We start from the raw sequence: 24,941 nt of genomic DNA, 5'->3' as shown, positions 1-24,941 counted from the left end.
TTCAATCTTCCTCATTTTCTCTAATTGCTGTTTCAATCTCATCAGGATATGCCTCAGCATAAGCCCAAGCATTCGCCAAGTCAGCGGCACGCAGAGTCGGATAGTCTTCTAGGAGTTCAGCTTCAGAAATACCTAAACCGCGAGCATTCACCAGTACCCAAACAGGAATTCGCGTTTGTCTGATGCAAGCATCGCCGCCGCACACGCCGGGAGTCTTTTGAATTCCCGACCAAAATTTTCTTAAACTTTGGGCTAGTAATTCTATAGCTTGAGCCTTCTCTTCGGGAGTTAAAGCCAAGAGTTGCGGTTGCAATTCTTTCAGTGTCATCTTTGTAATTATTGAGGTCATGAATATTAATTTTTTTTGCCATACAGGTATTCTAGCACTGGTGGCTAAATCAAAACTTTCATTCAACAGGCTTCACATCGTGAAACCGAGTATAATCAACCACCCGCCCTCCCGTTGCCGATTTCAAAAGAATATCTACAAACCGCATATTCCACATAATTTCAGACGCCACAAAAGAATGTCGCGCATGAATAGTTTGCGAAACTGTTTCGTCAATTCCTGTTAACGTAATTACAATTTCCGCTTGCTGTTCCATCAAATCTTGAGCAGTAAGTTGGTACAAAGGACTGCTCTCCTCAATTGCGTGCATAACCGTCCAAGTTAATGCAAAAACCGGAGAATGGCTCCGCATCAATTGCAAATCGTAAAAACGCCGCATAAATTCTCCTTCCGGTGTTACCTCGTCACGGATCAAAGTAGCTCGCTGCTGCGCTTCTAAAATTTGGTTAAAACGCTGATTTGCTGTGCGGTACATCAGAGTCGGAACGCCGTTGAAAGGAGCGATCACAGCTACCCGGGTGAAGATAACTCTAGCTGTTGGTCGAGAAAATCTCGAAAAAGCCAGTCCCGTCACCATCGCCACTCCCCACAAACCAAAAAGCGCTTGGATCGCGACTATAGTATTAGCGTAATCCGTGCGCGGATACATAGAGCCGTAGCCGATCGTCGCCATTGTTTGCACGCTGAAATAAAAGGCATCTGGGAAAGAACCCGGCCGCGCGTTAGCAATGCAATCTCCTCCCGCCAAGTATGCTAAGGCAAATAAAGAATTCGTGACTGTATAGGAGAGACAAATCAGCATAAAAAATCGCGGCCAAGAAAGAGTTAGCAGCCTGTGGTAGAGGTCGGCAAAATGCAGGCGAGGTACTCCCAACTTGACAATATTTAAGGGGAATTGTCCTTGGCGACTGACTAAACGAGCCTGTGGCTGGTGATTGCGGTTGATTTTCATTGCGATTTGTAACTGCGGCTGTTTCAATTTGTAACTATTGCTTTGACCGGGAAAACTTATCCTTTAGACTGATGTCTGATTCCAAAAATTCGGATAAAAGCGGAGTTTAGAAATGGTTGAGCTTAACTGGCATGACTATCTCGTTATGGTTTCTTTTGTGGCTTCTATTGCGGGTCTAGTCCTGCTGAGTGATAATCGCAACTCGCAGCCAACGGACGATTCCCTACGGGATAGCTTCGCTTCACGCACTTTGAGCGAAGAAATCCTAATCAAGATGAGCTTTACTTACTGGATAGTATACTGCATCTCTTTTTTCGGGCTAAAACTTCACCTACCAGAGGATAGCTGGTTATTGCTCAGTTTGAAGCTGACTACGGTTCTTTCTTACTTGTTGACTGCTTCTAGCATACTCAGCCTGCCGCTGCAACGCATGGCTGTCCGACGAGTTGAAGATTAACAAAAGGTGTTTGTAGTGAGGACTTCAGTTCTTTCGATCGCGGTGAAGAAAAACTAAAGTCCTGACTGCAAAGCTATTTGAGTTATATTACCGGGCAATAAGCTCACAGCTAGCTGTGAGCTTGTTCAATGGTTTATTATCCGAGGAATGCGAACATAACGCGCCCAAAATGGCTAGGGTCGATCGCACTCATACTTGAAATTGCCACTCTGTTTCTGCTGTCCGTGGGCTGTGGCCATCTCAACGAGTATCCGTTGGCGAAGAAGCCGGCGCATTAGGGCATAGCAGTATGCCACGAACTTAGCTGGTTAGGATTTAAAGCCTTTAGAGCTTTTCTTTTTCTCCTGCGGCTTGGACTTTGACTTATTAACTTCGCCTAAAGCTTCCTGAAATAAGTTGTGCAGATGCACGGGAACGCTGGCAATTTCCGGGAGTTCGGGTTCTAAGGGTTTTTTAAACTCTTGCAGCAAGGCATCTAAATCGCGATCGAGCTGAAAGTCTTTACGTTGCAATACAGTTTGCAAAATTTGTTCTAATTTCGCTGGATTAACTTTAGCTAACCGTTGCCAAATCCAGACATTAATTGCAGTATCTTCGAGATAGTTACGCACTAGCTTTTCGTAACCGGGAACGGTTGAAAAATCTTCGGCTGCTAGCAGTGCAGTAAATTGAGCGTAAGTAGACAAAAAGGTTTGTCCCCAGCGAGGATGAGAAAGTGCTGTCACCTGTTCGGCTTTCTTGAAGCGATCGGGCAATTCGACTTTCGGCATTACCATTTTTGAACTAGCATTGCTGTCGAGCATTACCTCAACTGCTTTAGCATCAGCACCTGCAGCCGCGATTGCTGCTGCTTTGACTTCTTCTCGATCGACTCCGGCATCTTCCACGATATCCGCCAGAGATTTACTTCCATCAACGCCCATATCAGCTAGGCGTTTTTTAGTGATAAATTCCTGAAATTGGGCCAACTGTTTATTCAGGTGATATCCCGATAGCGTCAATTCCTCACTGCCAAAAAATTCGGTAAAATCTTCGTGGTAGTGTTCTACCGACTGCCAAGCTTGCTCTAACAATTCCGGCGCATCGCTGTACAGGTTATTTTTCTGATTTTGCTTGAAATTGCCGATCGCCACCGCCAACTTCGGCTTACCCAATTTCCCCATGAGGATGGGAGAGCTCGAAAGTATCCACCAGTCATCGGTGAGGGGAGAAATCCGAGCTCGCAAGATTTCTCCTAACTTAAAGCGAGACATTTCTGCAAGAAAATTAGGACTGTTGGGCTTGACAACGTAGTGCTTTGCCGTCAGCCAGTTCATCAGTTCAAACCTGTCGGGGAAAAGTTGAGTGATTTCAAATAAGCCAGCGAAGCTTCTGTGCTCCCAACTTTCCAGCAAGCTACGATCGCTCTCGGTTAAATCCGGCTGACTTTCGACAAATAGGTCGATCGGCGTTTTGTCTCCGACTTTACCTTCGACTGTAAAACTGTCAATCACTTGATTTTGCTGAGCAATATCGTAGCGCTCGCCGGTCGATCGAGCTGCAGCATAAGCTTCCAAAGCTACCGCCAACTCTCCCTCAGCATCTAGAACAAAGTCAATTAAATTTTGCTTGAGTGTCCAAGCTCTTTCCAACATTTCATCCACAAGTAATACCGATTTTGAATGAGAGGATTTAGATTTTTAACAATTATCGGACTTGAAGCCACCGACGCTTTACGATCCGGCTGCGATTGAAGAAAGCGCATCGCGAACAATGACAAAAATATGCGATGATGCCTCAGTCCTGAATTAGTTTAATTTTAAGGCTAATAGTCAAAAAAAAATGTTAATCTCAAACGGAAGCATCCCAATTTGGTAAAAAGCGTTTATTACGAGTGCGATCGTCCCGCAAAGCTTTGCCTATACATCTGGCTTAGGAGCCCGAATTAAATAACTTACAATTTTAATTGTTATGGTGGGATGGGCGTCCCGCCCGTCCAAAAATGGCGGGCGGGACGCCCAACCCCTACTCCCCACTTTCAAGAGTGTAAGTTATTTAATTCTCATTCCTTCGCGATCTCACAGCCAACACTCCTGTGAAATAAAAATCTTGCTGAAAAATGCGATTTCAACTTAACCTAAAAATACCCCTCTCCGATGTAGAGAGAGGCTCAAAATCCCCAAAAACTTCGCTAATCTCGCGTTGAAAACTGTGCAACCTATCAACAACAGTCCAAGACGCAGCAACCGGGTTTTTTTATCAAAACACTTCCCTGCATTCCGGTACCCGGCTAAAAATAACCGAAACGCTTTAGTTTGTGTGCGTCCAAGACTGAAAAATACTTGCGATCGCTCTTAGCGGCCGTCTTTGTCAATGTCACCAGGGACAGCGCGTTCCACCCGATCCCAAGCGTCGCGCGTGGCGTGCTTCGCTTTTTCCCAATTCACATTAGACTTACCGCGATTTGTTTCGTAGTCGCGCTGCAAATCCGGTTCGATCTCGTGGTATTTCTTACCAGTAGCGCCATAGCGGCTGTATCCCTCATAACCAGTGCGGTATGCAGGCTGATAGTCTTCGTAAGTTGTGCTCGTGTCGGCGTAAGGACGGGAACTGTAGTTGCTTTGCCAGTAAGCATCTTCTACCGTGGGGTCGATCGCCTCGCCCACACCTTTGCCCACCAAACCGCCGCTAAACGAACCCACAACAGCGCCCACAACTGCTCCTACAGGCCCGCCGATCGCACCGCCGATCGCCGCACCCGCAGCACCCGCACTCGCCGCACCAATACCCGTTGCGACTGGATGAGCTCCCTTTTCCCCGGAAATCGGGTCTAGGTTAGCATCAGGTTCATGTACCGTTTTTTTGTCATCGCTCATGATATTTTTTTCCTTTTATCTAAATGTAACTATTATTAAATTTACCTTTTAAATTCATATCTATTCATCTGCCTTGAGGATGAATCTGCTAGCTTAAAAAGCAGGGAAATGAGAACATACTTCTCGACTCAAAAACGAGTTTTATACGCTACTCTCAAGCAATAAGGTGCGCCGAGGCGCACCCTAGATAATTATGTTCAACTGAGTTCTGAGATCGGCTCAATTGTGTACTCAGTGAAGCTGTGTATTTACCAGCAACTTGAGTTATATCTAAATCTCTTGATTTATTAGTTGCCCGTGACCTTTTCGATCAAATCTTCAGCTTTTTGAACTATGCCTTCTTGCGGGTGTTCTCCCTTGTACTCCTTTAAGCTTTCGTCGTAAGCTTTCTCGACGTTTGCAGGATTTTGAGAGGTTTTGACTATTTCTTCGTAAGCTGCTTGGGGATTGAGATCCTCGAAACTTTCTGCGGGGTCAGTAATTTTAGCTTCTGGCGGCGCCTGAGTTCTGTCTTGACCTGCGTAAGCAGCCTGACTGGGTACTACCGCTAGACTTAGCAGACCAATGAAAGCCAGCGTACATACCAGCAAAATGCTTTGGCTCAATGTTTGTCCGAGAGCTTTTAAAACCCGCTTCATATCAACTTCTCCTCGTATTTTTCCGCAAAAATTATGGTGTTTGTCGCCCCTTCACTGCGATCGCACCTTTCAAAATTTAGCGATCGGGGCAACTTTTGTTGCAAGTGCTGCACCTAGATACAGCGAAAAGGGAGATTTACCGTGTTGTGAAATATATTAAACGCCTGCTCGTTAACTTTACTTCTACCAAAAGATAGATTAGTTCTCTCCGCTCCTAAATAGAAAATTCCTCACATCACGTACCATGCTCACTAACAGGCTAGGAGTGCCCGTTCCACAACAAATAAACCTTCTTGGATAACAGACCCCAAAGCCTGTTTATGAAAGGCTAATTGAGATTGCTACCCTATTTCAGTTATTCGCAACTGGAGAAACATTCCAACGGATTTAAAGCCAAAAGTTACAACCATTCTTGATTAATATCGAGGTTGCGAATCTGCATCGCTTGTTCAAATAGTTCGGTAGAAAGAGCTTGCTCTACCGACCAAACGCCCGGTTTTTGCAGCTTTCCTTCTAACATTAATTGAGCTATGCTGCCAGTACCGATGCCCGTAGCGACGGCAGCACTGGGGTGTATCGCTGTCGAGCAAACTTTAGCGGGTTGACCGTTTTTGAGACCGGTCACTTGCGATCGCACTGCCACACCAACCCCACTAAAACTATTAGTAACACTGGTCATCCCATAACTGACGTAGGAGAGAAATTCAATCACGGAGTTATTTTTGAGCCAGCTAGTCGGCCAATACTTAGCAACAAACCAGGTAAGGTGATTGTAAAGGTCGGGAGACGTACCGAATTTAGTCACAACAGATTTGACGGGGAAAGTTTCGGGCAAAGTGATTGCTTCGGGCATATCAAACCAGTAAACCCCTGTTTGACCATAGGGTGCGGGAAATTCAATTGTTTCGCGATCGCTGTAGGGATTTACTTGCTGCCACTTGCGATCGGCCCAAACATCAAAAGGCGTTTGCAAGCCTAAAAAAGTAGTTCTCATAACGGTAACGCCAGCACCGCCAGAACCTCCGACAACATAACTCAAATGGATGTGTTCTGCTTCATCTAATTGTTCCACATCTCGGCGCACCATGCTATTAGACACACCGGGAAAAATGCCCGTGTTAATAATAGCAGTAATCCCAGCATTTTTAGCTGTTTCGCGCAATTCTAAAGCCCTGCGAGTAAAACTGCGGCTGTCGCTGACATCAGTATAATTAACACCTGCTTCGATGCAAGTTTTCAGCACGCCGGCGTCTCGGTAGTGAAAAGGCCCCGCACAGTGAACCACAAGATTAGACCCTGAAACAGCTTTGTGCAGGGCTGCACTGTCCGCTAAATCAAAAGTTTGGTACTGCACCCGATCGGGCGGCAATCCCGCCCCAATAGAGGCTTCAGAATTGCGTCCGGTAACAGTAATTTCCGCGTCGGTATGGGTAACAAGGTCTTGGGCAACACTGCTGCCAATTCGTCCCCGCCCGCCGACAATCAAAACTCGGTTTGCCATCGCTAAAAAAAGGGTAACGCCATTTCTCAGTTTCTCAACTTGGGGCCGGCGTTTTCATCCGCATAAAGTATGAATTTTATGAGAATTCGAGATGGTGGGGATCGGCGATCGCCCTGATATGCCGATGGGGAGCGACTTCTAGCAGGGACTTGCCTGTTCTGCTTTCATTAGAGGTTTGGCTGCGACACTAAGTTGAAAAATGCCTTCAGCGTTAAGTTGTTCTTGTAATATTGAGAATTTTATCGATAGAATATACTCTCTGATCCCAAAATATTTAAACAGATTTGATGAAACGCAAACCGTCGCCACCAAGCGCGAAAGATGGACAGGATTTAGAAAGGGTATTGATGGCGATCGCAAATCGTTTTCCATTCACAGGAAATCAACCAGAAAGAATTATCGCACTTGCACACTGATAAATTAATACAAACAAACGCAGATGAATCACATCTGCGTTTATTTGCGTTCATCTGCGGTTGCTAAAAATCTTACTTCTCATTACTCCGAAATATCGACTTACCCTTCGCTTTCAGAGTATTAGCCGCATCTGCGAAAGTCTGCGCGAAAGGCTGCTGCGAGTGCATGAAAACGCGAGCAGTATTGCGTCCCGGCATACCCGAAATCGAGCCGCCCGGATGCGTTCCCGCCCCCGTCAGGAACAAACCGTCGATCGGCGTTTTGTAATTCGCCAACTCCGGCAAAGGACGGAAAAATATCATCTGATCCAGCGTCATGTCAACGTGGTAATAATTCCCCTTCAAAGCACCCAAACGCTCTCCCAATTCTGCCGGACTTTCCACCCGGCGGCCGATAATGGAATTCTTGATATTAGGTGCATATTCTGCTAATTTATCAATGCAGCGATCGGCAACTTTGTTTTTCAGCTCATCCGTCCAACCCGTACCGTGCTGGCCGGTTCCTTCAGCATTTTCGATCATGTAAGGAGCAAAAAATTCAATCCAAGCTGTATGGTGTCCGGGAGGAGCCATTGACGGGTCTCGTACCGTCGGAAACACCACATACATCGACGGATCGGAGTCAGGAATTCTGCCGATTGAAGGCTCGCTGTGAGAAATTTCAACGTGTCTCACCGAGTCTGCAATTAACACCGACCCCATTAAATACTCGTCTCGATGGTTCCAGCGATCGAACTTGGGCATTTCATTGAGAGCTAAGTCTATTTTGAGAATAGTCTCGTTGTTGTTAACAATTTTGCGCTCCAATCTTTCCCGCAAATCCGGGTCGGCAGCATCGACATCGCTATCATCCATTAAATGCAAAAACAAGCGCTTAGCATCAATATTAGAAATGACACCTTTTGTAGCGCGGTATTCCGTGCCGCCGGCAACTCGAACTCCGACAGCGCGACCATCATCAACTAATATTTTTTCGACGTGCTGGTCGGTAAGTACCACACCGGAATAGCTTTTCACTAAATTGAGCAGCGCTTGCACTAATGCACCCGTCCCGCCGCGCGGTCTTGCCATGCCGGGATTGTGCCTCATTGCTAGCATAATTGCGCCTACCGCCAGGGTTTTTTGCGAAGGAGGCGCGCCGAGTTCTGCGGCTAATCTTGCTAGGGGTGCTTTGATAAATTCCTCGTCAAACCACTCGTTGAGAAGGTCTTCGGCGCTGGTGAGCATCGTGCGAATAAAGTCCAGCGTTTTGTCGGGGGAACCGATGACTGACAATAAATCTTTTATCTTTGAAATATCGTAGTTGCCCAGAATATCTATGATGGATTTTGGTGGCGCATTAAACATCGGAACCATTGCACCTAAAGCCCGCTGCCAAAAGTCTGTATATTCGGCATATTTTTTAGCATCGCGCTCGTTGTAGCGGGCAATTTCAGCACAAGTTTTTTCTACGGATTTGTGCGCTAAGAAATATTTCCCATCGGGATGCGGACAAAAGGCCACTGGATCGCAGAAAAGATATTCTAAACCGTATTTTTCCAGCTCTAATTCTTCTACAACTGGCCCTAAATGGATAAATTCGTGGTCGATCGCGCACAAATTGAATTTAAAATCCGGCAATTCGGGAATCGCAGCTTCAGTAGTTGCCGCGCCTCCGGGAACCGAACGTTTTTCTAACAACAGGACGGTATATCCAGCTTTCAGCAGATAAGAGGCACAGACGAGTCCGTTGTGACCTGCGCCTATGATAATCACGTCATACGTTTGCATAGATGAAGCTCTGGGGATAAGATATTTTGCTCATTTTACAAATCTTAACAAGTTGACAGGCTCTACCAATAGAAATAGATTCATCTTAAGAGAGTAGTTTGAGCATCTTACAAAAGAGATAGCGTGTAGCAAATTTTTAACTGCGATCGCCGTGATTTTCTCTCTGATTTTAAGAGCGATCGCCTGAATCCAAACTGGCGCCATTATCATACCCCATTTAGTCGCGTTTATCTGCGATTAACACAAAACTTAAGCATCAACAATATCTGCCAGATCGAGCCGAGTTTTTTAAATGAAGGAAGAGGCAAGAGGCAAGAGGTAAGAGGCAATAAAAACAGTTTTGAGATTGTTTCCTTCCTGGCAACCCTGGGATTGGAAGGGTTAAGCCTTACAAAAATTACATCCTCAAAACTCAAAACTAATTACCAATTACCACTTAGTACCTTGAGAAATATTACTTTAGTTCCCGCAATGCCGCCTCAGCTTTTGTTGCACCATCATTGTTTCCTTGCTGGCGGTAAGTGTCGAGGGCTTTTTGAAAAGCTTCAATTGCTTCGGATTTGCGATCGCGCGCTTTGAGTGCCGTACCCATATTGTAATAAGCTTCTGCCCGGTTTGGATCGAGCCCAATCACTCGCCTAAAAGTGGCAATCGCTCCTAAAAAATCTTGTTTTTTCAGTTGAATTTCCCCGATTCCTGCGTGTGCTTCCACTAAATTGGGTCGCACCGCAATAGCCCGCTGATAAGCTACCAGCGCTCCGTCTAAGTCGTTTTGACCCTTGAGAAGTTCGCCAATTTCTAGCTGCACTTCTGGATTCCGGGGCTCCAATTTGGCAGCTTCTTCAAAAGCTGCTAGCCCTTCGGAAGTATAGCCGGCCCGCAGCAAAGCAGTGCCTAATTTTAACTGGACACCTGCTTGTTTGGGAGCGAGTTCGGCTGCTTGTTGGAGTACGGTGACAGCACTGGCAAAATTTCTCTGCTGGATCAATACTAAACCCATTGAAGAATAAGCTTGCCAACTTTTCGGATCGAGGGCGATCGCCTCTTGGTATGCTTTAAAAGAACCGCTGTAATCTTTTTGCTGAAAGAGTACCACTCCGAGACCGATCCGGGCATTGACATTTTTGCGATCGAGCGCAGCGGCGCGGCGGTAAGCTGTGGCTGCTGCGGGATAGTTTTGCAAATTCGCCATAGCATACCCTAATGCGTATTGGAAGTCAGCATTGTTGGGTTCGAGACCGATCGCTTGTTGGTAAAATTCTACTGAGGCTTGATAATTGCCCTGACGCGCTTCTAAATAGCCAATACCCGAAAAAATGCGGGGGTTTTCCGTATCTAACCGTGCCGCTTCCTGATAAATGGCGATCGCCTTACTGTAGTCTCCTAAATCTACCAACTCGCGCCCTTGTCGCAGCAGAGCATCTAAATTTGAATCATTTTGAGGGTTGACTTGAACGACTGTTTCTGCTGAGAGCGCTATCTGCGGCGCTGCGACAGCGAATCCTGCTACTAGCAACGTACTGAATACCAAGAGACTTTGTTTGTACACGGCCATTTGTTTCAAAGAGTGTGTGGAATGGAAGAGCGAGTGGCTGTCACCTTGTTAAGCTGACAGCTTAGGGTTTACCAGGAATGTTTGAGTGGCGAGATGTAGTAAATCTACAGAACAAGACACACTCAAAATTTTCGCGATTGAGGCCAACTGATGATTGTAACAACAACTGATATCATCCAAGGAGCAGAAATTCAATCTTACCTGGGAATTGTAACTGCTGAGGTTGTCTACGGCACCAATGCCCTGCGAGACTTCTTCGCGGGCATTCGCGACATCATCGGCGGGCGCACCGGCAGTTACGAGGAAGTGTTTCTCAAAGGACAGCGAGATGCCCTCGCGGAACTGGAAAAACGGGCCCAGCGCCTCGGCGCCAATGCCGTAATCGGGGTGGAAGTTGACACCGGCACGATTAATGTAGACTCCAGCGGGGCTTTGCTGCTGATTACTGCCGTTGGAACGGCTGTAAGATTGCGTTAAGCTGTATTTTCTGTATACGTCCGCATTTCCTGTATACATCCGGGAACTTTTCTAACGGGATAAAATAGTTATCAGTCATCAGTCATCAGTGATTAGCTAATAGCGGCTGGCTGAGGGCTGATGACTTTTTCGTTTATTTCTTCAGACATAGAGACTGGTTATTTCCCCAGGCAGATATAGTTTTTATCAATCTCAGCCACAATAAATGCTTAGGTGAAAGATTGTTAAAAATTAAAGCAACTCTAAGAGGAAAGAAAAACCTATGTCATACGTAAATAGACCTGTAGATAACGTTGGTACCGAACCCGTGGTCGTAAATTCAGTGATGGAATACCACGATCGAGTACGTTGGGGCCCGATTTTTTCAGGTTTGGTAATTGCGATCGGCACACAACTGGTGTTAAGTGCATTGGGCGCTGCGATCGGCTTGAGCAACATTGCTAATTCAGGAGCTCCGCGCAGTATTTCAGGAGACGTGGGTACCGGCGTCGGAATTTGGTCAATTATCAGTTTGTTAATTAGCTTGGCCGTTGGCGGTTGGGTAACTGCTCGCGCTTGCGGCCCAATGAATCGCAACACAGCGCTTTTGAACGGAGCAATTTTGTGGGCAACCACCTTAACAATTGGCTCTTGGCTGTTAGCAAATGGCGTGGCCGGTACTTTTGGCGTCATAGCTGCCAATGCGGGAGAAGCAATTAATCAAGCGCAGCAAGGTGGGGTCGATTTGCCGAACCGAGCACCTAACGTATCTGCTCAGGATACTCGCAATATTGCTGGTAATGCCGCGAAAGCTGGTTGGTCATTTTTGTTCGGCTCACTATTGGGTTTAGTTGCTTCGATGGTAGGAGCATCTGCCGGCGCCCGCACTCCCCGGAATTACTCATAAATGTTTCGTCAGATACGGAAATTTCATATTTAGGAAAGCACTTTTTTTAAGGTGCTTTTTTGTTGGTTTCTCGTTCCCAGGTTCTACCTGGGAACGCATTTCTTGAGGCTCTGCCTCCAGGTTTTTAAATGGAGGCAGAGCCTCCGGCTCTTTGTTCCCAGGCAGAGCCTGGGAACGAGGAGAAGGAACGAGAAAAACGAGAGAAAGGTGCTTATAGCGCACCCTAGAAATTAAGCGGTGAAGTATTTGGCGGCTGGGTGATAGGTGATAATTGCGGTTGTTGATTGTTCGGGATAAAGTTGTTCGCTTTCATCCATGTAGAGGTTGATACGATCGCACTTTAACAATTCCAGTTGCTTGTACTGATCCGCCATATTCGGACAAGCGGGATAGCCGAAACTGTACCGCGAACCGCGATATCTTTGCGCTAGCATATCGCGAATGTTGTCCGGTTCTTCGCTAGCAAATCCCAATTCGCGCCGAATTCGCGCGTGAGTCCATTCTGCTATTGCTTCCGCTGTCTGTACCGCTAACCCGTGAAAGTAGAGATAGTCGGTATATTGATTGTTAGCAAATAACTTTTGCGCGTACTCTGTAGCAATTTCTCCCACTGTCGCTACTTGCATCGGAAATACATCGATTTTACCGGATTCTTTGGGCGCGAAAAAGTCGGCAATGCACAGCCTGCGCCCCGATTTTTGGCGGGGAAATGTCAATGTTGCAGCCACAGGCAAGATGCCTGTGCCACTTTCTGTTCCAGCCACAGGCAAGATGCCTGTGCCACTTTCTGTTCCAGCCACAGGCAAGATGCCTGTGCCACTTTCTGTTGCAGCCACAGGCAAGATGCCTGTGCCACTTTCTGTTGTGGGGCGGGCATCTTGCCCGCCACTGATTATTGTTTGCCCGCCACTGATTATTGTTTGCCCGCCATTGATTATTGTTTCCCCGCCATCCATGATTTCTGGGTCGTACAAATACAAAGAATTGCCTTCAGCTTGACAGGGAAAATACCCGTAAATTGCTTGCGGATGCAGTAACTTTTCGGTGATAATTTTGTGTTTCCATTCTTCCAAGATGGGATAAACTTTTTCCGCTAAGAAAGCATCGTATTCTTCCCGCGATTGGTCTTTGGGCTTGCGGAACTGCCACTGACCGGCAACTAAGGCTTGCAAATCTAAGTGCCAGAAAATCTCCTCAAAGGGGATGTCTTCTCCCTGCAACAGTTTCGTTCCCCAGAAAGGAGGAGTCGGGCGATCGATATCTGGTGCCACTGCTTCGGATCGCCTGGTATCTATCACCACAGGAGTGTCTGCTTTCTTGGCATCTTCTACAGAAGTTTCGGGCGCCGCTTTAGCTTCTTTAACCGCCCCATTATCCTGCCCGATTTCATCTAAAAATCCTTGCAAATCTTCCCATTTACCAGCAGATTTGGCTGGCATGAGTTTGTCCATAAAGTGCAAGTCTGAAAACGCATCTTTGCCGTAAATGACTTTACCTTTATAAGTATTTTGGCAGTCTTCATGTACAAACTTGGGAGTCAAAGCCGCACCGCCCAAAATTACCGGAACCGTGATTCCTTTCTGGTTGAATACTTCCAGATTTTCTTTCATGAAGGCGGTGGATTTTACCAGCAAGCCACTCATCGCGATACAGTCGGCTTTGTGCTTTTCGTAAGCTTCGATGATATTGTCAACCGACTGTTTAATACCCAAGTTAATCACTCGGTAGCCGTTGTTTGATAGGATAATATCAACCAAGTTTTTGCCGATGTCGTGAACGTCGCCTTTGACAGTAGCGATGATAAATGTTCCTTTGGCGTTGTCCCCGGATTCGGACTTTTCCATGTGCGGTTCTAAATAGGCAACTGCCGCTTTCATGGTTTCTGCTGACTGCAATACAAATGGCAGTTGCATTTGTCCCGAACCGAACAATTCTCCGACTACTTTCATGCCGTCTAGCAAGAAGGTATTGATAATGTGGAGGGGTGGATAGGTTTCTAATGCTTTGGCGAGTTGGATGTCGAGCCCAATGCGTTCGCCGTCGATGATGTGCTGCTTGAGACGTTCTTCTACCGGGAGGCTTGCGTCTTCTGTACGATCGCGCTTGGTAGTTTTGCCCGCAAACACCGTTGTCAGGTCGCCCAAGGGGTCATAAACGCAAATTTCGCCGTCAAACTCCCGTTCGTCGTAAATCAGTTTACGGCAGATTTCTTGGTGTTTGGGGTCGATTTTCGCCAGGGGCAAAATCTTATTGGCGCTGACAATTGCCGAGTCCATCCCCGCTTGCATTGCTTCGTGCAAAAACATGGAATTCAAAACTTGCCGCGCCGCCGGATTCAAGCCGAAGGAGATGTTAGAAACTCCTAAAATTACGTGACATCCTGGTAATTCTTGGCGGATGCGGCGGATGGATTCGATGGTAGCTTTGCCGTTTTTTCTGTCTTCTTCAATCCCGGTGGAAATGGGCAATGCTAGGGTGTCAAAAAAGATTTCCTCGGCGGGAATTCCGTAGGCGACGGCCGCGTTATAGGCGCGTTGGGCGATCGCAAATTTTTGGTCAGCAGTTCTGGCCATCCCGTCTTCGTCAATTGTACCGATAACTATGCCCGCGCCGTATTTTTTCGCCAACTCCAAAACTTGATAAAAACGCGGTTCTCCGTCTTCGTAGTTAGTGGAATTCAGCAAGCATTTGCCGCCCGCAACTTTTAAGCCGGCTTCCATCTTTTCCCATTCTGTGGAATCCAGCATTAAAGGGAGAGTGGCATTAGTCACAACGCGGGAAACTAATTCTTTCATGTCTCGCACGCCGTCGCGGCCGACATAATCAACGTTAACATCGAGAATGTGCGCGCCTTCTCGCACTTGTTCCCTGGCCATTGCTACTAAACCATCCCAGTCTTCGGCGTTTAGCAAATCGCGGCATTTTTTGGAACCGCTGGCGTTGAGTCTTTCGCCGACAATTAAGAAGGAATTCTCTTGTTCGTAGGGTTGGGCGGTGTAAATTGAAGCGGCGGAAGGTTCCCAAGTAATTTCGCGAATTTTTGGTTTAAGAGTTTTGCCAATTTCTGATAGTTCGCGGATGTGATCGTAGCGTGTGCCGCAGCAGCCACCGATGACTTGCACGCCTAAGTCTTCGACAAAGCGCATCAAGGCCATTTTTAATTCTATTGGCGTGAGTTTGTAGTGCGCGTGGCCGCCGATGTTTTCGGGTAAACCGGCGTTGGGAACGCAGGAAACGACGAAGGGCGAATGTTCGGAAAGGTATTTGACGTGTTCGGCCATGCGATCGGGCCCGGTGGCGCAGTTGAGGCCTAAAATGTCGATCGGGTACGGCTGCAAAATCGCGAGGGCGGCGCTGATGTCGGAACCGACTAACATTGTGCCGGTGGCTTCCATTGTGACTGATACCATTAACGGAATTCGCGCACCTTTTTTCTTAAATACTTCTTCAATGGCATTTAATGCTGATTTAATTTGCAGCACATCTTGACAAGTTTCGACAATAAATAAGTCAACGCCGCCGTCATAAAGTCCTTCTGCTTGTTCGGCAAAAGCGGCGGTGAGAGTGTCAAAATCAATGTGTCCTAATGTTGGCAATTTGGTGCCTGGCCCGATCGATCCTGCGACAAATCGAGGTTTTTCTGGCGTGGAAAATTCGGCGGCGATACCCTTGGCGAGTTCGGCGGCAGTTTTGTTGAGATAATATGCTTTGTCTGCCAAATCGTACTCAGCGAGTACGATGGAAGCCCCGCCGAAGGTGTCTGTTTCGATGACATCGGCCCCTGCTTCCAGGAATCCCCGGTGCACGTTGGCGACGGCTTCGGGTTTGGTGTGGACGAGATATTCGTTGCAGCCTTCGTATTCTTTGCCGCCAAAGTCTTCTGCGGTGAGGTTTTGGACTTGCAGGTTGGTTCCCATCGCGCCGTCGAAGACGATGACGGGGCGTGAGGGGTGGTGGAGGCGATCGAGGAATCTGCTATTCATAAGCGGTCAAAAAAAACGCAGGTGCTATATATTTACAATTTTATCTATTGTGCAATATTGTCAACAATTGTGTAAATTTTGGGAACTAATGACTGAAGGATTTAATGCTGCTGACAATAATTCGATCGTACCTGTAATTTTACCGATCGCCCTGGACAATTGTCAAAATTCTGTTGTGGGTGAGGCTGCGGGGGCAAAACGGGCGATTAAGAGCGGGATAGCTGCGCTTCACGGCTGCGAGGGGTTTTTCCGGTTAACTGCTGACGAATTTTGCGAAAATGCGATCGCCACAATTAAACGAGTGATGTTAAAGGGCGATCGGATTCTCTTGCAGCAAGCCGGGGAAGATGTAGCGGCGATCGTTCCTGAAGCAGAATTTCACAAGCTAGGCTATCTGATTGCCGAACTCAAACCGTCGCAATTCTTGCCTCACGAAGAAGAATATTATGAAGATGAAGGAGGAATCCACTGCATTTACCCGGACGAACTTTTAGAGGATTTTGATAATATCTTAGCCTACGTTAACCAAGATGATGAATTGTTTGGCTTGCTGCCCACGGAAGAGATGGGAGACGATGTTGATATTTTTATGCCTGTAGCTATTCTGATGTCTGTAGATAGATTTTGGGTGCCGGATTATGTCATAGCTGAACGAAAGGCGATCCTGATGTGAATAAGTATAGTTTTGGACGCAGCAACCTGGTTTTTTCCGAAAATCTTGCATCCCAGCCTTAAAAATTGGTAAAAAACCCGGTTTCTTTCGTCGGAGTGCGTAATATCATTTCCGTTTGATTCGTCCTAGTATTATATAAATTTTTGTAGGGGCGGGTTCGCCGAGATATTTAATAAGTATCGACAAATTATATAAACCCGCCCTGCCCATACCAGGACGATGCAACCGGATTTGATATAATTCATGATATTCCTGGACGCAGAAACCGGGTTTTTTAGAAAAATCTTGCATCCCAGTCTTCAAACCTGGTAAAAAACCCGGTTTCTTTGGTATTTATGCGTAAGTCCTAATCTGGATTTGCGGCTGTTTAAAAATGGGAAAGCCATCAGGACTTTTCACTATTTTCCCCTGTTTGTCCAGTTCAACATCACAAAATACATAATTACCAGTCGCATCTCGCATTAGACCAGGTTTTCCATCAATAATTTGGTAAGCAGGACGATAAAATTGAACAATGTCTTGATTCTCGACAATTTGTCCATTTTCATCCCGCAAAATCGGACAAGCCACTAATTTGTCTTCCCCATCAATAACCCAAGAATTAGTTGCGGGATCTAGCAACAATTCGGGGTAAATAGTTTGACCGCTAGATGACTTCAGCAATTCACCTTTGTCATCAGCTAAGGGCATCAAAAAAACAGGTTCTCCTTGAGAATTGCGAAGGAGTTCGTTAGTTTGCGGATGGCGTAGAGGAATTGCTTTCGGTGCAGGCAATTCGACCTCGGGCAATTCGGGATGGGGCGGGTGTAAACTCGGTAATTCAGCATCCATTGCCATATCGTAATGGCGGGTATATTGTACGGCAGCTTTGGTAAATCCAGCGCGTTGCAACATGGCTTGAATGCCCGGTTGGTCGGCTGCAATTAGCAAGTCTATATCGCTGACTTTCATGGTCTTAGCATGGGCGATCGCTGCTTTTGCTAGCATTTGAATTGCTTCGGGTTTCCGATGTTCTGGCTGGACGTACATCCCCAAAACGGAACCGACGCGGCGGGATTGAAACGGATTTTCAATGTTGTGTTGTTGAATCAAGTATTCGGGGAGACTGGCGGGCGGGGCTTCGTCGTAATAGTAGATAAATAGACAGCCGATAATGCTGTCGCTATGTTCTAATAACCAGCAGAAAGAAAGTGGTTTTTCGAGTTGGTTGGTGACGTATTTTTCAAAGTCGAAGTTAGGTTTGACCAGCATTGAGGGGTCGATGGATTCGCGTTCTGCGGCGAATGCTTGCCAGAGGGGGGCGAGATCCTTTGCGTCTTCTGCGGTGGCTAGACGGTGGCTGTAAGGGGCGATGGGGGCGATCGGCATAGTTGCGGCTGTCATAGTTTTTGGGGGTGAATTTGCATCAAAGGTGAAAGCCTTCTATTGTGTATTGGGATTTCGCGGGGTATTTTTACGCAAAAGCCGAGTTTTTGTAACAAAAGTTAATATATAGGACTTTCGATGGGAGTCCAGAAACCGGGTTTTTTACGAAAATACTTGGTTACAGCCTTGAATATGCTGAAAAACCCGGTTTCTTTAGTTGGCGTGTGGAGGGGTGGCCAGAAACCGGGTTTTTACGAAAATACTTGGTTAAGCTGTTGTGCATTTAAATTGTATATTTCGAGTCCCGATCAAAAATCGCCAAATCCTCTCCCCCTCTCCCCCTCTCCGCTTCTCCCTCTCTAATACCATAGGCAATCTAGATGCAACACAGCTTACAGCAGGCAAAAACCGCCAAAAACCCGGTTTCTGCGATCGGAGTGCGTAAATCTTGGATGAATCTCGCTACAAAATCGTCAAATAAGTTTCTGTTGGACTGATGGGTAACGCCTTCAAAGTTTGATTTTGTAAGTCAATTTCTAACCCCAATGCTTCTAAAGGTATGACTCCCAAAAGAGCATCTTTACCTCCGGGTAACTCCAAACACTCAAAAGTGCCTTCCCGATCGAACATGGATATGGTGGCATCTCGGAAAATTCGGGCTTTGCCAATGCCCATTGCAGTGGCTACGTCTACTTCTTTGAGGAGTTTCAGTCCGAGTTGGGCGATCGTATCTTGTGGCAAACACAAGGTAGTTGCACCCGTATCTACCAATACATTTTTGAGGATTATCGACCGAATTTGGTCTTCTGATTTTACTCCGGCCTCTGCCAGAATTTGGTCGGCTCGATTGATAATTGTCAGAGTGGCGAAAACTTTTCCCATTACGTTGTTGCTTTGAGTTTGCATATTTGTCTCCTACTGAAGGGTCGGAGTGATTACTTCCTTTAATTGTATCTTGTGTTGAGGGCGATCGGAGCGATGCTTTTATATTTACTCTTGAATATAAGATACACTGCATGGGAAGGTTTTTTTGTGGGTGATAAATAGTAGGAATTAGGTGCGAGCGCTCGCCCTCATATCATCGACGCGATCGCTCCGGCAATATAGTACAATAGAATTATCGAGCGAGTTAAAATACAACCAATGACAAGTACAACCAATAAAGAACCAACCCTGGCAGATGTCATCGAAAAGTTAGACAAGCTATCGGCTGAAGTTGACAAGCTATCTAGGGATTCGGAGAAGTTTAACGATCGCTTTTCTAATTACCAGCAAGCAACTCAGTGGGTGGTGCAACTTGCTTTTACTTTAATTGCTAGTGCTACTATTACAGTCATTATCACTTCAGTGCTGCGGAAATAATCGAAAATGCGGCGTCTCGCGTGGATCGAGAAACCGGGTTTCTTCCTAAATATTTCGGTAGGATGCAAAAGTTATTGGAGAAACCCGGTTTCTGGGAGAGGGGCGATCGCGCGTGAAGAAGAAACCGGGTTTCTAAGGGATTAGGTGCGATCGCCCCAACAATGGCATTGAGAAATATTGGCCGGATCGTTGGCAGGCATACCAATCAGCAGAGTGAGGAATAATACCAAGGTATTGGCTGCTGCGCTACCAATTTATCTGTTGAGATAGTTGGTTGGCGATCGCACAGGTTTCTGTTTGTTGAGATTTTTGCTAAGGGCGATCGTGTAGGTATCGGAGGCGATCGCGACTCGCTGGTAAAAGGGAGTGGGAGTTTTTGATTTGTTGCAGGATGTTTTGAGAAGACATAATTACCTCTGAGTTTTTGATGAGATTTGGGGTGGGGTTGGGGAAGGGCGAGCGCTCTTTGGGTAGGTTGGAGAAAGAGATGGGTTTGTGAGGAGCGATCGCGCGATTTTTTATCAACTGCCAGTGGAAGCCAGGGTTTTTTGTTGCCGTTTGCGTTTCATCCGCATTTTGGCAATAAAAGCACTAAACGCCAATCCACCTAATACAGTAGAAGGTTCGGGTACGGATTCGGAAACGGCTGGGGGTGTCGTTGAAATAGTAGCATCCAGACCCGTCGAGTCGAACAAGTAAGTCTGGTTGCTGCCATAACCAACAGCAAAATCAATCGTGTCACCAGCTTGAACCGTCCCAGCCGTCGCAAATGACTTGGTACTAGAAGCACCAAAGCCGTTAATCAAGTTACTGAAAAGTACAATATTGTTATGAAGAACGTGAACATCTGTTGTAGTCGGCCCAACATGATCGAGGCCGGTAAACATTGTAGCAAGTGAGTAGGTTGCCGCTTCAGGCGCAATCCAGCGGACAATGCTATATTCTCCGTAATAACCGGGGTGAAAGCTTAATTGACTGGGTTGGTACGTTATTGTCGGATGAGAATTGTCTTCAGTTGCAGTTGAGTTGTGGACGACAAAAGGCGGCCAAGCTTTTGTAGGATAGTACCACGAGTCGATGGTAGGAGTGAACTTTCCTGAGTTGCTATACAGGTTGAAGTTAGATCCAAGGCTTGATGACCAGCCGTAGCGCCAAGCGCCATTGGGGTTATTAGTTACAGAAAAGTCAGATGCAACGTTGAAAATGGCAGAGAAACTGGGTTTAGCCGCCATACCCAAGATGAAAGCCGCTATCAACATAATTTTGGTTTTTTTGAGAAGAGACATATAAATTCCTTCAAATTTGGGTAGATTGTAGGTTGTGGTTTGTTACCTCAACCTACAAATTTGCGACTCAGACGGGCGATCGCCTTTAACAATCACGGTGCAGCAATTGCGGGCTGCGGCTGATTCTGCAATGTTTGTTGCTGTTGCACCAGCGATTGCAATTGTTGCTGTTGCCCCGATACTTGCTGTTGCAGCGCTGTGATTTGCGGCTGCAAAGCAGCAGTTAACTCTTGGGCTTTTTGTGCAGCTATATCTCGGTATTGAGCCGCCAAATTAGCAGCAGTTTGTGCCTCATTGCGATAAGCTACCGCCTGCGGATTGTAAATCGTGCCGTAGATGGGATTTTGGCGTCCTGAACGACCTCTTTGCCAGCCGACAATTCCCCAAGTATAAATCTGGCTATTCCAGTAATTAGCAGCATTTTGAGCCTCCTGTCGCTGCTGTTCGAGTTGATTAACCAAAGCATTAGCTTCGTTGATTTGAGCTTGGTAGGTTTGCAGGGCTGACTGAGTGCCTTGAATCTGCGATTGCTGGGATGCAATTAGATTTTGGAAATCAGCCAGCCCTAGGGAAAATTTGGCTGGTACTGACTGGGAATTCCCCCTGGTAAGAAAGTCAAAACAGTGCTTTGAGCATTGGGTGATATTCCACCTAAACCATTTAATAGTGGCAAAATACCATCAGGATCGGTGCCATTAAACAGGGGCTGATATAGCGGCGGAATTCCACCTTGCATAAACTTCAAAAGTTCTTGTTTCTGCTGTGAATTCAGAACACTCCAAGCATTAGCAACGTCCTGTGGCAGTGCCGGAGTTGTTGCAGTACCCTGCAAAACTGGTAGAAACTGAGCTGGCGTGCCATATAACAGCCAAGAATAAAGTTGTGGCGATGTCGAATTCAGTCCTGGATTGATACTGGTTAAAGTCTGGATAAGTGGCAAAATACCAGCCGGATCTCCCTGAAAAAGCGGTCGTCCATAAGGACTATTAATCCCATTTTTTAGAGCAGTTTTCAGTACAGTTGGCAATCCTCCCCAGATTCCTTGGAGCTCGATAATTTCCTGCGGAGTGGTATTTTGAACAGGTGGTTGTGCAGGGGGCTGTTGCTTCTTCTTAAACCATGCCACTAAACCTGCGATCGCACCTCCAACCAGAGCAATCCCTCCTAAAACTATCCCAACTTTCCCCAAGATAGGCAGGGCCAAGAATTTGGTACTAATCCAGCTAAATACCTTACCAACTGTCGAGAAGATACCGCTAACTTTAGAGAAAAAGTCTTTAACCTTGCCAATGAAACCCGCTACTTTGTTAACAAAACCTACCACTTTGCCAACAAATCCGCTCACCTTGCTAAAGACTTTCTTCACTCCGTTCCATAATTTTTTGAAGAAAGCCTCGCGTTCCACAGATGTACCTTCCCCACTCGAAACATCAAAATCAGAGGATAAAATACTATCTGCAACATCAAGTCCAGATGGCGAAGATTTAGCCATTGCTACAGCATCAGCCAAATTCAACAAACCCGCACCTGTTTGAATATCCCACCCAGGAGTACCCAAATCCACCGCAGTTGCTTTGAGAATAGCTTTCACCTGTGCAAAGCTCAAATTCGGATTAGCCGCCCAAACTTGGGAAGCCGCACCAGTCACCTTCGCCGCAGCAATCGAAGTACCAACAATTTCGGGAATTGATGCTACTGAATTGCTATCAGGATTCTTAATATCTCCTAACGCCTTTCCTAATTTTTTAGTCGCTTCTAAGACAAGTTGTTCCTCAGCTTCTGTTAGTTTGCCATCTTCAGTTGGTGCTTCGTTAAATTTAATCGCTTTTTCCACAGCTTGCCGCTCTTCAGCAGTTAAATCTTTGAGCAAATCCTCATTTGAATTAGCATTAGAACTTGCTTGGCTGTCAGGGGTACTTCCAAAAGCAACTAAATCTATTCCCGAACCGTAGCTAGAATAGTCAGCAAGATTTCCATTCCAATCCGCCGCACCAACAGTGATGATATTGGGAAATTCCCGCGAAGCTTTCCCCAAAGCAGATAAACCTTCCACACCTTGATTTCCGGCCGCTGCTACAATCAGGACTTTGTGCTCGCGAGCGTATTCAATGGCTGCTCGTTCTTCTGCTGTAAATTTAGTGCGGGTGTTGCCATCTTTGTCAATTAAATCAAAGCTGAGGTTGACAATAGCATTGGGCTGTTTAGATACTTTGACAGCATCCACAAATTCCCGCAAAGATTGAGCCCATTTCCCAGAACCAACAGCACGTCCAACCCACAGCGGTGCATCATCATTTACGCCATTGATGCCGATGTCGTTGTTCTGTTTTGCCCCGATCACTTCTAATACTTTAGTGCCGTGTTCAGCCTTTGGATCGCTAGCAGGAAGTAAGGGGTTGTCGTCGCTGTCATTGAAATCGCGACCTTTGATAATCCGGCTGTAGTCAATATCGGGATTGTTTTCGGCAAAACCAGTATCGATAATACCGATTAAAGGTTGGTCTTTCGCATCAAACTGATATTCGCTAGCAATGCCGTCTACATCAGCAAACGGATCGTTTTGCAAGTCATCAATGTCTTTTTGCAAATCTGCAATTAAAGCATCAAGTTCTTGCGCCGCTTGTTTCTCATCTTCAGGTTTTGGCTCGATTAAAGCACTGTCTGGATTGGTAGAAATTTGCTGAACCTGATTGTTAAACTGCTCTAAAACTTTGTCGAGTTCCGGAGCTAAGTTATTGATTTGGCTGACAACATCTTGAACAGTCGCTTCTGGTGGTAGCGGTTTAGCTTCAGTCGCTTTTGCTAAAGGTACTGCTGCTGCTAAATTAAGCAATCCTGCACCTGTTTTGGCATCCCAATTGGGCAAAGCAATATCAGTGGCGGTGCGTTTGATGATATCAATAACTTGCTGATAATTCAGCAGGGGATTTGCTGCCCAAACTTGAGAAATTGCGCCTGTAACTTGGGCGGCTGCTACGGATGTACCTGCCATCAATCCGGTACTTTCGCCGACGGTCGATCGCACGGGATTGTTTAGCGTTCCTCCTTCTGTTAAAATATCTAAACCCTTGCCAGTGCCGGAATAGTCTGTGACTTGACCGCCGGAAGATGCACCGACGGTGATGATATTGTCAAACTCAAGAGATGCTTTCCCTAAAGCCGATATTTCTTGGGGATTGTTGCCCGCAGGAACGACAACAACAACTTGATTTTTGCGAGCATATTCTAGGGCATTTTTTTCTGCTTCGGTCAGTTCGTAGCGGGAAACTATCTTGCCGCTAGCATCAACTTGAGTTAGTTCAAAACTGATGTTAACAACTGCATTGGGTTGACCGGATTTTTTGGCAGTATCCACAAATTCAATTAAGGATTCTGCCCAACTGTTGTTGCCGCTAGCCCGACCCAACCAAATCGGTGCTTCGGTGTTAATGCCATCGATGCCTTTGCTGTTATTTTGAGTGGCAGCAATTAAGCCTAAAACGTGAGTTCCTTGTTCGCTGCCTTCACCGGATTTAATTAAGGGATTGTCGTCGTTAGCAATGCGGTCTTTTCCCAGACTAATGCGACTGTAGTCTATGTCAAAATTGTTGGCATTAAATCCTGTGCTAATAATACCGACTAAGGGCTGAGATGCTTTGGGAGAATGGAATGAGGTAGCCGTTGCGACCGGATTTAATCCGACATTTTGTGCCGGATTTATGGGTTCTGCATTGGTTTTATCTTGACTATTTGTTGCTATTGTGATAATTGCATTGGGTGCGACAGGTTGAGTTACAGGAGCCACTTGTTGAATAAAAATTGCTGGCTGGCTATTAGTAGCAATTGCTGGCTTAGCGACTTCTGGGGTAGAATTTACTGGCTTGCTGTCGGTGGCAATTGATTGACTAATAGCAGAAAGTTCTTGAGGATGAATCGCTGGCTTACTATCATGGGCAATGGGCTGAAAAACATGAGCAACTTCTTGAGTAGGAATTGCTGGTTTGCCATCAGTCTGGGGACTAGAAGTAACAGTAGGTTGCGGTTGATTTTTATTGGTTTCTGTCTCAAGTGTCGAAAGGTTTTTAGGTGCAGGTTGAGGTGCAACTGTTTTCGTTTCAGTTTCTATTACTGTCGTTACAGTTTTATCTGAAGCCTGCACATCTTTGTTTGAGGGAGAAACAGGAGTTACGATCGCCTTTTTCTCCTCCTCAGCTTTCACCTCAGAAACCACAGCCTTATCGGAAGCCACCGCATCGTTAGTAAAAGTAGAAACAGGAGTTACGATCGCCTTTTTCTCCTCCTCAGCTTTCACCTCAGAAACCACAGCCTTATCGGAAGCCACCGCATCGTTAGTAAAAGTAGAAACAGGAGTTACGATCGCCTTTTTCTCCTCCTCAGCTTTCACCTCAGAAACCACAGCCTTATCGGAAGCCACCG

The 24,941-nt window shown here is 46.2% G+C and carries 20 protein-coding genes; 6 read left to right on the top strand and 14 right to left on the bottom strand.

The genetic code is table 11. The features are described from left to right. Position 1: 1 nt before the first annotated feature. Positions 2-328 carry a DUF433 domain-containing protein gene (locus QUB12_RS25115; protein WP_333308914.1) on the bottom strand — a complete coding sequence of 109 codons (327 nt, stop codon included), beginning with the start codon at positions 326-328 and terminating at the stop codon, positions 2-4. Between the two features lie 79 nt (positions 329-407). Then, positions 408-1,301 (bottom strand): ion channel, encoded by an 894-nt coding sequence (locus tag QUB12_RS25110; protein WP_333308913.1) that lies wholly within the window; start codon positions 1,299-1,301, stop codon positions 408-410. Positions 1,302-1,413: 112 nt separating this feature from the next. Here QUB12_RS25110 and QUB12_RS25105 point away from each other — a divergent pair, with 112 nt between their 5' ends. Beyond that, entirely contained in the window at positions 1,414-1,758 is a 345-nt protein-coding gene (locus QUB12_RS25105) for a hypothetical protein (protein ID WP_333308911.1), read from the top strand. Between the two features lie 308 nt (positions 1,759-2,066). On the opposite strand, the gene QUB12_RS25100 is transcribed toward QUB12_RS25105, so the two are convergent. The 4 genes from QUB12_RS25100 to QUB12_RS25085 form a co-directional block, all read right to left on the bottom strand. Continuing rightward, positions 2,067-3,401: a hypothetical protein gene (locus QUB12_RS25100; RefSeq protein WP_333144191.1), complete on the bottom strand. Its 1,335-nt coding sequence runs from the start codon at positions 3,399-3,401 to the stop codon at positions 2,067-2,069. A gap of 690 nt (positions 3,402-4,091) precedes the next feature. Next, positions 4,092-4,613, bottom strand: a complete 522-nt coding sequence (locus tag QUB12_RS25095; protein ID WP_333281901.1) for a hypothetical protein — start codon at positions 4,611-4,613, stop codon at positions 4,092-4,094. A 287-nt stretch (positions 4,614-4,900) separates the two neighbouring features. Then, positions 4,901-5,251: a hypothetical protein gene (locus QUB12_RS25090; protein ID WP_333308909.1), complete on the bottom strand. Its 351-nt coding sequence runs from the start codon at positions 5,249-5,251 to the stop codon at positions 4,901-4,903. A 400-nt stretch (positions 5,252-5,651) separates the two neighbouring features. Next, on the bottom strand, positions 5,652-6,752 hold the full coding sequence (locus QUB12_RS25085) for a saccharopine dehydrogenase NADP-binding domain-containing protein (protein WP_333308907.1): 1,101 nt from the start codon (positions 6,750-6,752) through the stop codon (positions 5,652-5,654). A 287-nt stretch (positions 6,753-7,039) separates the two neighbouring features. On the opposite strand from QUB12_RS25085, the gene QUB12_RS25080 reads away from it, so the two are divergent. Next, positions 7,040-7,168, top strand: a complete 129-nt coding sequence (locus tag QUB12_RS25080) for a hypothetical protein (RefSeq protein WP_333308905.1) — start codon at positions 7,040-7,042, stop codon at positions 7,166-7,168. A 72-nt stretch (positions 7,169-7,240) separates the two neighbouring features. Here the strand turns inward: QUB12_RS25080 and crtO are convergent, their stop codons facing one another. Next, positions 7,241-8,938: a beta-carotene ketolase CrtO gene (gene crtO, locus QUB12_RS25075; RefSeq protein WP_333308903.1), complete on the bottom strand. Its 1,698-nt coding sequence runs from the start codon at positions 8,936-8,938 to the stop codon at positions 7,241-7,243. A 454-nt stretch (positions 8,939-9,392) separates the two neighbouring features. Further along, on the bottom strand, positions 9,393-10,493 hold the full coding sequence (locus QUB12_RS25070) for a tetratricopeptide repeat protein (RefSeq protein ID WP_333308901.1): 1,101 nt from the start codon (positions 10,491-10,493) through the stop codon (positions 9,393-9,395). Positions 10,494-10,643: 150 nt separating this feature from the next. Here QUB12_RS25070 and QUB12_RS25065 point away from each other — a divergent pair, with 150 nt between their 5' ends. Both QUB12_RS25065 and QUB12_RS25060 read left to right on the top strand, forming a co-directional pair. Then, the gene (locus QUB12_RS25065) at positions 10,644-10,970 is read left to right on the top strand and encodes a YbjQ family protein (RefSeq protein ID WP_172184303.1); all 327 of its coding nucleotides are present in this window, start codon (positions 10,644-10,646) and stop codon (positions 10,968-10,970) included. Between the two features lie 262 nt (positions 10,971-11,232). Then, positions 11,233-11,856, top strand: a complete 624-nt coding sequence (locus QUB12_RS25060; protein ID WP_333144196.1) for a hypothetical protein — start codon at positions 11,233-11,235, stop codon at positions 11,854-11,856. Between the two features lie 230 nt (positions 11,857-12,086). On the opposite strand, the gene metH is transcribed toward QUB12_RS25060, so the two are convergent. Continuing rightward, positions 12,087-15,839 carry a methionine synthase gene (gene metH, locus QUB12_RS25055; RefSeq protein ID WP_333308899.1) on the bottom strand — a complete coding sequence of 1,251 codons (3,753 nt, stop codon included), beginning with the start codon at positions 15,837-15,839 and terminating at the stop codon, positions 12,087-12,089. Positions 15,840-15,927: 88 nt separating this feature from the next. Here metH and QUB12_RS25050 point away from each other — a divergent pair, with 88 nt between their 5' ends. Further along, entirely contained in the window at positions 15,928-16,512 is a 585-nt protein-coding gene (locus QUB12_RS25050; protein WP_333308897.1) for a type II toxin-antitoxin system Phd/YefM family antitoxin, read from the top strand. Positions 16,513-16,845: 333 nt separating this feature from the next. Here the strand turns inward: QUB12_RS25050 and QUB12_RS25045 are convergent, their stop codons facing one another. Both QUB12_RS25045 and QUB12_RS25040 read right to left on the bottom strand, forming a co-directional pair. Then, the gene (locus QUB12_RS25045) at positions 16,846-17,895 is read right to left on the bottom strand and encodes a GNAT family N-acetyltransferase (protein ID WP_333308895.1); all 1,050 of its coding nucleotides are present in this window, start codon (positions 17,893-17,895) and stop codon (positions 16,846-16,848) included. Between the two features lie 444 nt (positions 17,896-18,339). Next, entirely contained in the window at positions 18,340-18,783 is a 444-nt protein-coding gene (locus tag QUB12_RS25040; RefSeq protein ID WP_333308894.1) for a retroviral-like aspartic protease family protein, read from the bottom strand. Between the two features lie 237 nt (positions 18,784-19,020). On the opposite strand from QUB12_RS25040, the gene QUB12_RS25035 reads away from it, so the two are divergent. Then, positions 19,021-19,239: a hypothetical protein gene (locus QUB12_RS25035; protein ID WP_333144201.1), complete on the top strand. Its 219-nt coding sequence runs from the start codon at positions 19,021-19,023 to the stop codon at positions 19,237-19,239. A gap of 521 nt (positions 19,240-19,760) precedes the next feature. Here QUB12_RS25035 and QUB12_RS25030 read toward each other — a convergent pair. The 3 genes from QUB12_RS25030 to QUB12_RS25020 all read right to left on the bottom strand — a co-directional run. Then, complete coding sequence (locus QUB12_RS25030) at positions 19,761-20,525, bottom strand: hypothetical protein (protein WP_333144202.1); 765 nt, start codon at positions 20,523-20,525, stop codon at positions 19,761-19,763. Positions 20,526-20,617: 92 nt separating this feature from the next. After that, positions 20,618-20,986, bottom strand: coding sequence for a hypothetical protein (locus QUB12_RS25025; RefSeq protein ID WP_333308892.1), 369 nt, complete (start codon positions 20,984-20,986; stop codon positions 20,618-20,620). A 104-nt stretch (positions 20,987-21,090) separates the two neighbouring features. Continuing rightward, positions 21,091-24,941: S8 family serine peptidase (locus QUB12_RS25020; protein ID WP_333308890.1), on the bottom strand; the 3,851-nt coding region annotated here is incomplete at its 5' end.

Source organism: Microcoleus sp. B7-D4, assembly GCF_036705125.1.
Lineage (GTDB): Bacteria > Cyanobacteriota > Cyanobacteriia > Cyanobacteriales > Microcoleaceae > Microcoleus.
The sequence above is the reverse complement of the archived record's forward strand: the minus strand, read 5'-3'. Positions and strand labels throughout refer to the sequence as shown.

Excerpts from the sequence above, each read along its gene's own strand:
- QUB12_RS25040 (WP_333308894.1), bottom strand. The coding sequence starts at position 18,783 with ATGCAAACTCAAAGCAACAACGTAATGGGAAAAGTTTTCGCCACTCTG.
- QUB12_RS25095 (WP_333281901.1), bottom strand. The coding sequence starts at position 4,613 with ATGAGCGATGACAAAAAAACGGTACATGAACCTGATGCTAACCTAGAC.
- QUB12_RS25070 (WP_333308901.1), bottom strand. The coding sequence starts at position 10,493 with ATGGCCGTGTACAAACAAAGTCTCTTGGTATTCAGTACGTTGCTAGTA.
- QUB12_RS25035 (WP_333144201.1), top strand. The coding sequence starts at position 19,021 with ATGACAAGTACAACCAATAAAGAACCAACCCTGGCAGATGTCATCGAA.
- crtO (WP_333308903.1), bottom strand. The coding sequence starts at position 8,938 with ATGCAAACGTATGACGTGATTATCATAGGCGCAGGTCACAACGGACTC.
- QUB12_RS25030 (WP_333144202.1), bottom strand. The coding sequence starts at position 20,525 with ATGTCTCTTCTCAAAAAAACCAAAATTATGTTGATAGCGGCTTTCATC.
- QUB12_RS25050 (WP_333308897.1), top strand. The coding sequence starts at position 15,928 with ATGACTGAAGGATTTAATGCTGCTGACAATAATTCGATCGTACCTGTA.
- QUB12_RS25110 (WP_333308913.1), bottom strand. The coding sequence starts at position 1,301 with ATGAAAATCAACCGCAATCACCAGCCACAGGCTCGTTTAGTCAGTCGC.
- QUB12_RS25080 (WP_333308905.1), top strand. The coding sequence starts at position 7,040 with ATGAAACGCAAACCGTCGCCACCAAGCGCGAAAGATGGACAGGATTTA.
- QUB12_RS25060 (WP_333144196.1), top strand. The coding sequence starts at position 11,233 with ATGTCATACGTAAATAGACCTGTAGATAACGTTGGTACCGAACCCGTG.
- QUB12_RS25085 (WP_333308907.1), bottom strand. The coding sequence starts at position 6,752 with ATGGCAAACCGAGTTTTGATTGTCGGCGGGCGGGGACGAATTGGCAGC.
- QUB12_RS25090 (WP_333308909.1), bottom strand. The coding sequence starts at position 5,251 with ATGAAGCGGGTTTTAAAAGCTCTCGGACAAACATTGAGCCAAAGCATT.
- QUB12_RS25105 (WP_333308911.1), top strand. The coding sequence starts at position 1,414 with ATGGTTGAGCTTAACTGGCATGACTATCTCGTTATGGTTTCTTTTGTG.
- QUB12_RS25065 (WP_172184303.1), top strand. The coding sequence starts at position 10,644 with ATGATTGTAACAACAACTGATATCATCCAAGGAGCAGAAATTCAATCT.
- metH (WP_333308899.1), bottom strand. The coding sequence starts at position 15,839 with ATGAATAGCAGATTCCTCGATCGCCTCCACCACCCCTCACGCCCCGTC.
- QUB12_RS25115 (WP_333308914.1), bottom strand. The coding sequence starts at position 328 with ATGACACTGAAAGAATTGCAACCGCAACTCTTGGCTTTAACTCCCGAA.
- QUB12_RS25045 (WP_333308895.1), bottom strand. The coding sequence starts at position 17,895 with ATGACAGCCGCAACTATGCCGATCGCCCCCATCGCCCCTTACAGCCAC.